Here is a 12194-nt window from a genome sequence, read left to right on the forward strand (position 1 = left end):
GGCGAAAGCTTTACCACCGAAGTGCTTGGCCAGCACGTTGGTGATAGCTGCAGTCAGGGTGGTTTTACCGTGGTCAACGTGGCCGATGGTACCCACGTTAACGTGCGGTTTATTACGCTCAAATTTTTCTTTAGACATGATCGTCCCTCTAAACTAACGCTGAGTACGCGGTGGCAAGCTAACCACAGAACAGTTTATATGATGGATTTGAATCTGGTGGGAAAGAGAGAGGTACTGATGGCTGGTTCGCTTGCCGAACTCACCCTAGGGTGCGGCTCTGCTAACGCCTGAGCCATATCAGCATCTTGGAGCGGGCAGCGGGAATCGAACCCGCATCATCAGCTTGGAAGGCTGAGGTAATAGCCATTATACGATGCCCGCATTTCTCTAACCCAAAGAACTCAAACCGCAGAGAAATATGGTGGAGGGAGAAGGATTCGAACCTTCGAAGGCAGAGCCGTCAGATTTACAGTCTGATCCCTTTGGCCGCTCGGGAACCCCTCCAGACGCCAGATTGTCACAACGGTAATTCTGCTTGCACCCGTTGTGTTTATCGCTTTTGCACGGCAAATAGACGACAGACAGTCAAGCGTCGCGCATTTTATTGTAAGGTTTTGGGGGATGCAACCATTGAACCCGGCAAAATATGCTTTATTGCTGGGAAGTTTGCAAAAAAGCGGGGGCAAACAAGCCAATCCTGCTGCGTCCCTTGTCGCTCCCCCACCCTTGGTGTATGGTCGCCGTGCCCAAGAAACAGTGATGACACCATGACGACAGAGCATAACCCCTATCTGCAATTCACCCGCGAACAATGGGCGTTATTGCGCGATTCGGTCCCCCTGACCCTGACCGAACACGATCTGCAGACCCTGCGCGGGATCAACGAGAAGGTGTCATTGCGGGAAGTGGAAGAGATCTACCTGCCTCTCTCCCGCCTGCTCAATCTCTATGTCAAAGCCAAACAGCGTCGCAGCCGGGTGCTGGAGCAGTTCCTCGGCCAGTCCCGCGGCAAGGGCACTTATATCATCAGCATTGCCGGCAGCGTGGCGGGGGGCAAAAGCACCACGGCCCGTATTCTGCAGGCCCTGCTGGAGCGCTGGCCGGAACACCCGCGGGTGGAGCTGGTCACCACCGACGGCTTTCTCTATCCCAACAAGGTACTGGAAGAGCGCGGGCTGATGCGCCGAAAGGGGTTCCCGGAATCCTACGATATCCGTCATCTGGTGGAGTTTGTCGCCAATATCCGCGCAGGTCACGAGAAGGTCGAAGCGCCGGTTTACTCCCACCTTATCTACGACATCATTCCCGATGAGAAGAAGGTGGTGGAGCAGCCGGACATCCTGATCCTGGAAGGGCTCAATGTGCTGCAAAGCGGCATGGACTACCCTCAGGAGCCCCATCGGGTCTTCGTGTCGGACTTCGTCGACTTCTCCATCTATGTGGATGCCGATGCCGAACTGCTGCGCACCTGGTATATCGAACGCTTCCTGAAATTCCGCAGCGGTGCCTTCTCGGATCCCGACTCCTACTTCCATAACTACGCAAAGCTGGCGGAGAGTGAGGCGACCCAGATCGCCAGCAACATCTGGCAAGATATCAATTATCTGAATTTGCAGGAAAATATCCTGCCAACTCGTGAGCGTGCCAACCTGATCATGACCAAGGGTCATGAGCACGCCATCGAGCAAATCAAGTTGCGCAAATGATGACGGCAGTTGCCGGATAACGAAGAGGGGGCCCGCGGGCCCCCTCTTCTGTTTGGCATCATGAGTGGCCTTGCTGACCCTCAGTCACCCCGGCGCAGGGAGAGCTCGCCCCCCAGATAGAATTTGATCCCTTCGCCTGTCTCCAGTCGCAGGGCGCCGCGATCGTCGATGCCACGAGCGATGCCGCGGATCTCCTGATCACCCATCAGCAGGCGCACCGGGCGACCTGCAAAGTGATCGAGCCGGTTCCACTCATCGACAAAGCTTGCCAGCCCCTGCTGCTCAAAGGTGTGCAGCGCCCGCTGCAGATGGACGATCATCCGGGCTGCCAGCTGATTGCGATCCACCAGTTCCGGATTGATGTGGCGCAGCTCGGCCCAGGCCTGATCGATCTTCTCCCCTTCACGGGCAGGCATCGCCAGATTGAGACCGATGCCGATCACCAGATGACAACTGGCACCGGCACTACCGCTCATCTCTACCAGAATGCCCGCCAACTTGCGGCCCTGATAGTAGAGGTCATTCGGCCACTTGAGCTCGACGCCCTGATAGCCAAGGGACTCCAGCGCTTCAACCACCGCCACTCCCACCGCCAGACTGAGCCCCATGGCCGCCGCCATGCCTTGTTCGAGTCGCCAGTACATGCTGAGGATCAGCTGGCAACCAAACGGCGAAATCCAGGGTTTGCCACGACGCCCGCGCCCGGCTGTCTGACACTCGGCCAGACAGCTCTCGCCGGAGCGCAGCTCATTGACCCGATCCAGCAGGTGTTGGTTGGTCGAGCCGATGACCGGAAAACAGTGTACCGGTGCCATCGGGGCCAGCGCCTGCAAGGTGGCTTGATCATAGAGCGCCATCGGCACCGCCAGCCGGTAACCCTTGCCGGTCAGGCTAAAGAGATCCAACCCCAGCTCCTTGAGCGCCGCCATGTGTTTGCTTACCGCCGCCCGGCTGATACCGAGCTGCTCACCCAGCTGTTCGCCGGAGTGAAACTGGCCGTCACTGAGCAGGGTGATCAGGGTCTGTCTGATGGGTGTCAACGTCATGAGAGCACCTCGTCGAGCCAGGTTTCACCGTGCGCGCCCATAAAGCGCACCTCGTGCTCCAGCACCACGCCAAACGTCTGCTCCACACTGTCGCGGACATGAGCCGCCAGCGCGATCAGCTCCATGGCACTGGCGCCCCCCAGATTGACCAGCACCAGCGCCTGCTCCTGATGAACGGCGGCGCGGCCAATGGCGAAACCTTTCAGACCGCACTGATCGATGAGCCAGCCCGCCGCCAGCTTGGCCTGCCCTTCTCCGGCCGGATAGCAGGGCATCTGCGGGTAGCGCGCCTTGAGCGACTCCGCCAGCGCGGCAGGCACCACCGGATTTTTGAAGAAGCTGCCCGCATTGCCGAGTACGGCGGGATCCGGCAGTTTGGCCATGCGGGTGGCACAGACGGTATCGAAGATGGCCTGCGCCGAAGGCGCATCACCGAGCGCTGCCAGCGGGCCATAGCCCAGCACCGGTTGCCACGCCTTGGGCAGTTTGAGCCCGACGGCGGTGATCAGGTGGGAATCCTGATACTCGTGTTTGAAGATGCTGTCGCGATAACCGAAGCGGCACTCAGCCGCCGCGATCCGTTCAATCTCGCCACTCTGCCAGTTGAACGCCTCGACATAGGAACAGAAATCGGCCAGCTCTACACCATACGCGCCGATGTTCTGCACCGGCGCCGCACCGACCGTGCCGGGAATGAGCGCCAGATTCTCCAACCCGAACCAGCCCTGTTGCAAGGTATGGCGCACCAGCTGATGCCAATCCTCACCCGCCGCCACATGGAGCAACCAGTGATCGCCACCATCTTCAGCGGCAATCCCTTTGAGCCGGTTGAGCACCACCAGACCGAGAAAATCCGTGGTGAAGAGCATGTTGCTGCCGCCACCCAGATTGAGGCGAGGCAACTGGTTGAGTTGCGGATCGGCACGCAGGGTCGCCAGATCGGCAACCTGCTCCACCTCGGCCAGCCAGAGGCAATACGCATCGAGGGCAAGGGTGTTGAGCTTCAACAAGGAGGCGTTGGCATTCAGTTTCATCGGTCTATCCCGGCTTGGTGCAAGGGCGCAGTCTACCTCAAGTTACCCCATGACGAAAAACCCGAACCCTTTTCGTTCGAATAACAGTGGTTTACAGTAGGCGACTCCAACTGTTGAGGAAAAACTCATGAACAACCAGTTTGCCGTCATCGGTCTGGGCCTGTTTGGCAGTGCGCTGTGCGAAGAGCTGCAACAGCAAGATGCCGAGGTGCTGGCCATCGATATCGACGAGAGCAAAACCCGGCAAATCGCCGCCCTCTGCAATCACGTTATCGTGGCAGATGCCACCGACGAGGCCACCGTTGCCGAGCTGGGACTGGCCAATTTCGATATCGTCTTCGTTGCCATCGGTGACAACCTGGAGACCAGCATTCTCACCACTCTTGTCTTGAAAGAGGCGGGAGTGAAGAAGGTGTGGGTCAAGGCGCGCGACAAATTCCACGCCAAGATCCTGCAGAAAGTGGGCGCCGACAAGGTGATCAACCCGGAGTGGGACATGGGCCGCCGGGTCGCCCAGAGCATGCTGGACAACCGGCTGTTCGACTATCTGGAACTGGGCCACGACATGGTGCTGACCGAATTCGTCATCGGCCTGCAATTGAACGGCAAGGCACTCGGCGACTTCCACCTGCTGCAACAGAGCGATTTCCAGCTGCTCGCCATCAAGCGTGGTGATGTGTTACACAACGTGCTGACCGGCAAGATGGAGCTGCAACTGGGCGACATCCTGATCCTGGCGGGCAACAAGCACGCCATCGACCACTGGCTCGAAACCCTATGATCAACTGGCGCAGCAGCTACGCCTTCGCCCTCCATCGGGAGCAGGACTCTCGCTGGAGCGAAGCCCGGCTGATCCTCGGCAGCTTTCTGATCATTCTGCTGATTGGCACCATCTTTCTGGTGCAACCCTCCAGCCACAATGGCGAGGTCACCTTCATCAACGCCCTGTTTACCGCCACCTCGGCCATCAGCGTGACAGGTCTTGGCGTGGTGGATACCGGCACCGCCTTTACCCTGCAGGGGCAGATTTTCCTGCTGATGCTCATGGAGATTGGCGGTCTGGGCCAGATGACCATGACCCTGCTGCTGATCGCCATCTTCAGCAAGCGGGTCGGTCTGCGCCAGCAGGTGCTGGCCAAGGAGGCGCTGGGACAAGAGGGCTCGGTCAACATCATCCAGCTGGTCAAACGCATCGTGCTGTTTGCCTTTATTGCCCAGCTGATCGGCACCGGCATCATGGCGATCCGCTGGGTACCCGAGATGGGGTGGGTGCACGGCCTTTATGTCAGCTTCTTCCATGCGGTATCGGCCTTCAACAACGCCGGTTTTTCGCTCTTTGCCAACAACCTGATGGACTATAGAGACGACCCCATTATCAGCCTGACCATCGCCGGTTTGCTGATCCTGGGGGGAATCGGCTTTACCGTCATCGTCGATCTGGTGCGCAACCGCCGCTGGCGCAAGCTGAAGCTGCACAGCAAGCTGATGCTGCTGATGACCCCGGCGCTGCTGCTGGCCGGAACCCTGATGTTCTGGCTGCTGGAACACAACAACCCCGGCACCCTCGGCAAGGCCGGTGTCGGTGGCCAGCTGCTGGCTGCCTTCTTCCAGTCTGCCAGCGCCCGTACCGCCGGTTTCAATACCATCGATATCGGGCTGATGACCCCGGCGGCACTGCTGTTCCTGATGATGTTGATGTTTATCGGTGCCGGTGCCACCTCGACCGGTGGTGGTATCAAGGTGACCACCTTCGCGGTGGTGCTGCTGGCGACCAAGGCGTTTCTCACCAAGCGCCCTGATGTCACCGCCTTTGGCCGCACCCTGTCGCCCCAGATCGTGACCCGATCGCTGGCCATCATCATCGTCAGCACCATGGTGCTGATGCTGGCGATGTTCCTGCTGATGGTGACCGAGGATCTGCCGTTCGACAAAATCATGTTCGAGACCATCTCGGCATTTGCCACCGTCGGCCTCTCTACCGGCATCACCGCCTCCCTGAGCGAGCCGGGCAAGCTGATCCTGGTGCTGGTGATGATCTGCGGCCGTCTCGGCCCCCTGACCCTGGCCTTTATGCTGGCCCGCCCGGTCGAGACCCGCATCCGTTATCCGGAAGAGAACGTCTATACCGGCTGACCAGCCATGAACACGGGGCAGCCATTGGCTGCCCCGTTTTTTTATTCGGCTTGTTGCTGCGCCTTGAGCCAGCGCCCCGGGCTCACCCCCAGCTCCCGCTCGAATGCCCGACCAAAGGCGACACTGCTGCTGTACCCCGCCCCCAGCGACACCTGTACCATGGGCTCCCCCGCCAGCAGTTGCTGGCAGGCGCGCGCCATGCGCCAGTGGGTCAGATAACCAAGCGGCGCTTGACCAACCCGCTCCTGAAACCTCGCGGCAAAGCGGGCTCGCGACATGCCGGCCTCCCGCGCCAGCGTGGCCACCGTCCAGGGTTCATCCCCACGCTGATGCATCACCGAGATCGCCTTGGCCAACTGGGGATCGGAAATACCTGCCAGCATCCCCTGCTGACACACCCCTTGCTCGACCAGATGACGCAGCAGCAGGATCAACAGTACCTCCAGCAAGCGGGAGATCAGCGGATCCTGCCCGTAGCGGGGGTGAAACGCCTCGTCAAACAGCTGACTCAGCACCGGCGTCAGGGCAGGCAACTCCCTTAGCGACAGCACCAGCGAGCCCGGTAATGCCAGTTGCAACGGCGATGCGCCCCCCTTGCCGAATGCGACATTGGCACACACCAGATCGCAACCCCCCAACGTTCTGGGTTCAAGCTTGTGAGGACGTCCCCGAGGGAACAGGATCAGGGTCGGCTCCTCGAGCAGCAAGCTGGCGACCCCCTCTTCACGCAGCATGACGGCGCCACTGCGCAGCAGATGAAGATGTCCGCCACTCGGATAATCATCACTGGAGGAGTTCTGGCACAGGTTGCCGGCGAAGAAGATCTTGGCTTCGGGGGAGGCATGAACCAACAGGGCAGAGAGCGGATCCATATTTGAGACGAATAGTATTTATTTGCAGACGATGAGTGATAAACCGTATCACGAATGACGGCACACTGTCTCCCGTACCTTCACTACCACAGGAGAAGATCATGAGCCGTATCCAACCCGTATCCCAACCGCAACCCGCAGCTGCCCAGACCCTGACCACCCTGCACCGCAATCTGGGCATGGTGCCCAACCTCTACGCCACCCTGGCCCACTCGCCAGCCCTGCTCAATGGCTTCCTGGCCTTTGCCGAGGCGCTTGGCAAGGGGCGCCTCACTGCCCCACAACGGGAGTTGCTGGCTCTGGCCATAGGTCAAGCCAACGCCTGCCAATACTGCCTCTCTGCTCACACACTGCTCGCGGGCAAGGCCGGATTCTCGGCCCAGGAGATCCGGGCTGCCCGACTCGGCCAAGCCTCGGCTCCCCTTGATCACGCCCTGCTGCAACTGGCAACGGCGCTGGTCAACCAGCGCGGGGTGATCAGTGACGAGCAGCTTGCTAGCGCCCGTGCCGCAGGCGTAGATAACGAGCTACTGCTGGAGGTGCTCGGCCAGGTGGTGGTCAATACCCTGACCAACTATGGCAACCACCTGGCGGCGACCGAGATCGACTTCCCGCCCGTCACTCTGACCCCTTAAACAAGGAGCCCCCCATGCAGCAACATGACAAAGGCTTTCTGGTCGCCCTGGCGGGCGTGGTATTGACCCTGCTCTGGATCGGCGTCTTCAAGTTTACCCCGACAGAGGCAGCCGCCATCAAACCACTGGTAGCCAGCCACCCCTTGATGAGCTGGCTCTATGGCCCCCTGTCGGAACAGAGCGTATCGAACCTGATCGGGGTGGTCGAGATAGTGATCGCCATCGGACTGGTCGTGGGTCTGTGGCAACCTCGCATCGGTTACTGGTGCAGCATGGGGGCTATCGTCACCTTCCTGGCGACGCTGAGCTTCCTGCTGACTCTGACAGGTGTCTGGAAAGTGGTTGATGGCGTACCAGTCACCGAGTTCTTCCTGTTCAAGGATCTGGTGTTTCTCGGTGTGGTGCTGCACTACCAGCACAGGATCCGTGCCAGCTTGTCCACTCAGGCAGCCTGACAACAATGCCTTTGGCGCCCAGGATGGGCGCCTTTTTTCGTTATGCCACCCTGGTCTGGCGCTTGCTGGCCGTCTTGCGCGGTCGGGGCCCGCCAGTCGTGCTGGCCGCCGGACTCTTGCGTTTGGTAAAACGCCGCTTACCGGCACCCGGAGCCTCCTTGGGCAGGGCGCTGAAGCTGGCGCCGGAGTCCTGCCGCGCCCCCTCGATCAGGCCGTTGAGCTGCTCGGTGAGCGGCCCCATAAACTGCTGGTAGCTGCCGTGGCGCTCGGCGATCTGGCCGAGGCTCTGCTCCCACAGCGCCGTCATATCCGGCGTGGTGGCAGTAGCAGGCAGCGCCTGCACCAGCGCCCGCCCGGTCGGGGTCGCCTTGATGCTCTTGCCCTGACGCACCAGAAAGCGGCGCTTGAACAGCAGGTCGATAATGCCTGCCCGGGTCGCTTCTGTGCCGAGACCATCGGTGTCGCGCAGGGTCTTGCGGATCTCGGGATCCTGCACATAGCGGGCGATGCCGGTCATGGCCGCCAGCAGGGTGGCATCGGTGAACGACTTGGGCGGCTGGGTCATCTTCTCCTGCAGTTCACCCCGCTCGCACAGCAGTTGCTCTCCCTCTTTCAGGGCAGGCAGCGTGCCCGCCTTCTCTTCGTCGTCATCCTCCTCCACCCCGAGCAGCGCCTTCCAGCCCGCCTTGATAATGCGCCGCGCCTTGGCCTGAAACAGGCCACCGGCGATGCGCAGCAGCACCTTGCTGTCGTTGTATTCGAACGGGGGATAGAACTGCAGCAGATACTGTCGGGCAATCAGGCCATAGAGCTTAGCTTCGTCGGCCCCCAGCGTGGCGGGGTTGCCCTGCTTCTCAGTGGGGATGATGGCGTGGTGGGCATCCACCTTGCTGTCGTTCCACGCCTTGCTGCGGATCTTGCCGTCTGCCTCGCTCACCGCCTTGGCCAGCGCAGGCGCTGTGGCAGCGATGGCACCGCGCACCTGCTCGGCCCGCTTGAAGTGGTCGGTCGGCAGATAGCGGCTATCGGAGCGCGGATAGGTGATGAGCTTGTGACGCTCGTAGAGGCTCTGGCAGATATCGAGCACTCGCTTGGCATCCATACCGAAGCGCTTGGCGGCATCGATCTGCAGGCTGGAGAGATTATAGGGCAGCGGCGCCGCCTGCTTGCGGGCCTGCTCCTCCACCGATTCGACCTGTGCGGGTTGGCCGTTGATCCGGCTCACCACCTTGTCGGCCAGCGCCCGGTTGAGCACCCGCCCCTCCTCGTCCTGCCATGGCAGACAGGCTTCCGATGGCAGCCACTTGGCGGTGAAGCGCTCGTTGCCATCGGTCAGCAGATGGGCCAGCACCTCGTAGAAGGGTTTGGGTACAAAGGCCTCGATCTCGAGATCCCGCCGCACCACCAGCCCCAGCAGCGGGGTCTGCACCCGACCGACCGAGAGCAGTTCGCTGCAACCTGCCTTGCGCCCGAGCAGGGTGTAGGCGCGGGTCATGTTGATGCCGTAGAGCCAGTCGGCCCGACTGCGGGCCAGCGCCGAGACCGCCAGCGGTACGAACTCCTTGTTGTCTCTGAGCTTGTCGAGGGCGCGGCGCACCGCGGGTGGGTTGAGATCGCTGATGAGGCAACGCTGCACCGGCTTGGTTTTCGGGTAGCCGAGAAAGTCGATCACCTCGTCCACCAGCAGTTGCCCTTCCCGGTCCGGGTCACCGGCGTTGACCACGCAGTCGGCCTGCTTGATCAGCCGCTTGATGACAGTGAGCTGGGTTTTGGTCTTGGGCTTGGCCACCAGCTGCCACTGGGCCGGGATGATGGGGAGATGCTCCATCCGCCACTGCTTGAAGGCGGCGTCATAGGCATCGGGCTCGGCCTGCTCCAGCAGATGGCCGATGCACCAGGTGACCACATCCCCCTGGGCGGTTTCGATAAAACCGTCGCCCTTCTTGTGGGGCTTGGGCAGGGCATCGGCAATGGCACGGCCCAGCGTGGGCTTCTCGGCGATAAAGAGTCGCATCGGTGGCTACCTGCAATACTGTATATGCAGACAGTATACAACTGCCACCGCGAAAGCCCAACTGCCCCTATTCGTCGAACGGGTGATCGTGGATGGCGGCAAACAGCCGCGCCTGATTGAGCAGCGGCGCATAGTGGAAGGCATTTTCGCCATCTTCCGCCAGCAGGTAGTCGGTCAGCTGTTCGCGCACCGCTTCTTGCAAGGTCTCCAGCTTCCACGGCTTGGCAAGGTAGTAGTGCAACCCGCCGCGATTGACCGCTTCGACGGTGGCCTCCAGCCCCGCTTGTCCGGTCAGCAGCAATTTGCGACTGGCGCGGGTAGTGGCACGCCGGTTCAGCTCCACCAGAAAATCGACCCCCAGGGTTCCCGGCATAATGTGGTCACAGAGGATCAGCGCCAGCTTGTTGCCATCGCTCTCCCACTCCTCCACCACCGCTCGCGCCTCATCGACGCTCTCGGCGGCTTCCAGTTCGAAGTGGGAACGGAACGGGGCGAGATCGTGGATCACCGCATCCAGCACCTCCCGCTCATCGTCCACACACAGGATCAGATAGTGTTTGTTCATTGCTCCTCCTTGGCGACATGGTTTGGCACGCCGCGCGATTGATGCTGGCGACGGCTCAGGCCGCATGCTCCTTGTTGTTTTGAGGTTCGCCCCCGTAACCGGCTTGCCCCATGCCGTCCAGCGGCAGACAGACCCGCATCCGGGTGTAACGGCCCGGTTCGGAGGCCACCTCGATCCGGCCGTGGTGCTGCTGAACTATCTGCAGCGAAACGCTCAGACCAATCCCGAGGCCGAAATGTCCCTCCCGCTTGGTGGTGAAGTTGAGATCGAAGATCCGCTGCCACAGCTCGGGCTCGATGCCGCAACCGCTATCCTCGATCTCAACCATGACCCACTCGGGATCCAGCAACCCGGTGCGAATGGTGAGTCGCCCCGGGCCGCTCATGGCATCCAGACTGTTGGCGATCAGGTTGGTCCACACCTGCTGCAGGGCGATGGGGTGACAGCGCACCAGCGGCAGCGGCTGGTACTCCTTGCAGAGCTCATGATGCTTGAGGCGGTTTTCGAAAATCATCAGGGTATCTTCCAGCCCCTCGTGCAGGTCCACCAGCGAGGGCTCGGCCCGATCCTGCCGGGCATACTGCTTGAGGCTCTTGACCAGATCGCCGATGCGACGGGCACACACTTCGATATTGCGCAGGAAGCTGCCGGTCTGCTGGAACAGCTCCAGCCGGGCGAGCAGCGCCTCCCGCTCGTCGGCAGTGCGGCTGGCAAACCAGCGTTGCCAGTTCAGCTCGTCATCCAGATTCATCTGTACCGCCAGCCGCGCCTGCTGGCGATCACCAAAGCGCCCCTCAGCCTGCCGGGTCTTGTCACGGATCTCGCTGGTCGAGACCGGCTGGGAAGAGAGCGCCTGACAGAGGGTCTGGTTACCCAGCCCCTTGATGGGTGCTGGCAGCTCGAGATTGACCAGATCGGGGATGGCGGCCCGCAGGGTCTCGCTGCCACGGATAATAGCCGCCACCGGGTTGTTGAGCTCGTGGGCGACACCGGCCACCAGCTGACCCAGCATCGCCATCTTTTCGCTCTCCACCAGCTGGGCGTGAGCGGCATCGAGGGAGTTGAGGGTCTGTTGCAGCCGCATCTCGGTGCGGATGCTGTTTTGCAGACGGCGGTTGAAGTGGCGCAGCAGCAGGTTGGTAAAGGAGGGGAGCAGTTCGCTACGCGCCTGCATCACCCGGGAGAATTGCAGCTTGTCGAGCTTGATAACCTCGGCACCGGTCAGGGTCACGCCGGTGGTGAAGGCGGGTTCGCCGGTCACAAAGGACATGCCCCCCACCAGCGAGCCGGTGCGGTAGTGCACCACCTCCTGATCGATCCCCTGCTCGTCCCGCTTGCGCAGCACCACCTCCCCCTTGGCGATAAACCAGAGGAAGCTGTTAGGCTCCCCCTCGCGGGTCAGCACATGGCCCGGGCTGTAGTGGCGGCAGACCCGCTCCTCGTCATTGCCCTCGAAAAACTGGTAGAGACCGTCGATCACCACCCGGGAGAGTTCTTCATCGCTGCAGTGGGTGTAATCCATAAAGCCCTGCCGATAGGCTGCCAACTGACGATCGACGTGGGCTCGCAGCAGCTTCTGGTTGTCGAGCACGGCGGCATAGCTCAGCAGATCCGCCTCGGGACGCTGCAATACAAAGTGGCTGGCCTGCTCGATCACCGCCCGACGCAGGCTGCCATCGCGCCAGGGGCGTTGCAGGTAGTAGTCGAGACGACCGAGGTTGACCGCCTCTATGA

12 protein-coding genes and 2 tRNA genes are annotated in these 12194 nt (G+C 61.2%); 5 read left to right on the forward strand and 9 right to left on the reverse strand.

The features are described 5' to 3' along the window. From DBR30_RS06280 to DBR30_RS06290, 3 genes are all read right to left on the reverse strand, one after another. Nucleotides 1-138: GTP-binding protein (locus DBR30_RS06280; RefSeq protein WP_256702863.1), on the reverse strand; the 138-nt coding region annotated here is incomplete at its 3' end. Between the two features lie 168 nt (nt 139-306). Beyond that, nucleotides 307-381: transfer RNA gene (locus DBR30_RS06285), tRNA-Gly, on the reverse strand. 38 nt (nt 382-419) lie between these two features. Further along, nucleotides 420-504: transfer RNA gene (locus DBR30_RS06290), tRNA-Tyr, on the reverse strand. Between the two features lie 263 nt (nt 505-767). On the opposite strand from DBR30_RS06290, the gene coaA reads away from it, so the two are divergent. Beyond that, nucleotides 768-1706, forward strand: coding sequence for a type I pantothenate kinase (coaA, locus tag DBR30_RS06295; RefSeq protein WP_005339877.1), 939 nt, complete (start codon nt 768-770; stop codon nt 1704-1706). Between the two features lie 80 nt (nt 1707-1786). On the opposite strand, the gene birA is transcribed toward coaA, so the two are convergent. Beyond that, complete coding sequence (birA, locus tag DBR30_RS06300) at nt 1787-2752, reverse strand: bifunctional biotin--[acetyl-CoA-carboxylase] ligase/biotin operon repressor BirA (protein ID WP_021231448.1); 966 nt, start codon at nt 2750-2752, stop codon at nt 1787-1789. Continuing rightward, complete coding sequence (murB, locus tag DBR30_RS06305; RefSeq protein WP_108542398.1) at nt 2749-3786, reverse strand: UDP-N-acetylmuramate dehydrogenase; 1038 nt, start codon at nt 3784-3786, stop codon at nt 2749-2751. Before murB ends, birA begins: the two co-directional genes overlap by 4 nt. A gap of 127 nt (nt 3787-3913) precedes the next feature. Here murB and DBR30_RS06310 point away from each other — a divergent pair, with 127 nt between their 5' ends. Then, entirely contained in the window at nt 3914-4567 is a 654-nt protein-coding gene (locus DBR30_RS06310; protein ID WP_108542397.1) for a potassium channel family protein, read from the forward strand. Then, nucleotides 4564-5919, forward strand: coding sequence for a TrkH family potassium uptake protein (locus DBR30_RS06315; RefSeq protein WP_108542396.1), 1356 nt, complete (start codon nt 4564-4566; stop codon nt 5917-5919). Before DBR30_RS06310 ends, DBR30_RS06315 begins: the two co-directional genes overlap by 4 nt. A gap of 41 nt (nt 5920-5960) precedes the next feature. Here DBR30_RS06315 and DBR30_RS06320 read toward each other — a convergent pair whose 3' ends face one another. Next, a complete protein-coding gene (locus tag DBR30_RS06320; protein ID WP_108588249.1) occupies nt 5961-6791 on the reverse strand; it encodes an AraC family transcriptional regulator in 831 nt (276 codons plus the stop codon). A 101-nt stretch (nt 6792-6892) separates the two neighbouring features. Here DBR30_RS06320 and DBR30_RS06325 point away from each other — a divergent pair, with 101 nt between their 5' ends. Together DBR30_RS06325 and DBR30_RS06330 are read left to right on the forward strand one after the other, a co-directional pair. After that, a complete protein-coding gene (locus DBR30_RS06325) occupies nt 6893-7426 on the forward strand; it encodes a carboxymuconolactone decarboxylase family protein (protein WP_108542316.1) in 534 nt (177 codons plus the stop codon). 14 nt (nt 7427-7440) lie between these two features. Further along, nucleotides 7441-7881 carry a DUF417 family protein gene (locus DBR30_RS06330; protein WP_005341854.1) on the forward strand — a complete coding sequence of 147 codons (441 nt, stop codon included), beginning with the start codon at nt 7441-7443 and terminating at the stop codon, nt 7879-7881. A gap of 40 nt (nt 7882-7921) precedes the next feature. On the opposite strand, the gene DBR30_RS06335 is transcribed toward DBR30_RS06330, so the two are convergent. The 3 genes from DBR30_RS06335 to DBR30_RS06345 all read right to left on the reverse strand — a co-directional run. Next, nucleotides 7922-9895 carry a DNA topoisomerase III gene (locus DBR30_RS06335; protein ID WP_108542315.1) on the reverse strand — a complete coding sequence of 658 codons (1974 nt, stop codon included), beginning with the start codon at nt 9893-9895 and terminating at the stop codon, nt 7922-7924. A 67-nt stretch (nt 9896-9962) separates the two neighbouring features. Beyond that, nucleotides 9963-10460 carry a response regulator gene (locus DBR30_RS06340; RefSeq protein ID WP_013724182.1) on the reverse strand — a complete coding sequence of 166 codons (498 nt, stop codon included), beginning with the start codon at nt 10458-10460 and terminating at the stop codon, nt 9963-9965. Between the two features lie 55 nt (nt 10461-10515). After that, on the reverse strand, nt 10516-12194 hold a 1679-nt coding region (locus DBR30_RS06345; RefSeq protein ID WP_258224307.1), incomplete at its 5' end, for an ATP-binding protein.

The sequence above is a fragment of the Aeromonas sp. HMWF017 genome (assembly GCF_003061465.1).
Taxonomy (GTDB): domain Bacteria; phylum Pseudomonadota; class Gammaproteobacteria; order Enterobacterales; family Aeromonadaceae; genus Aeromonas; species Aeromonas veronii.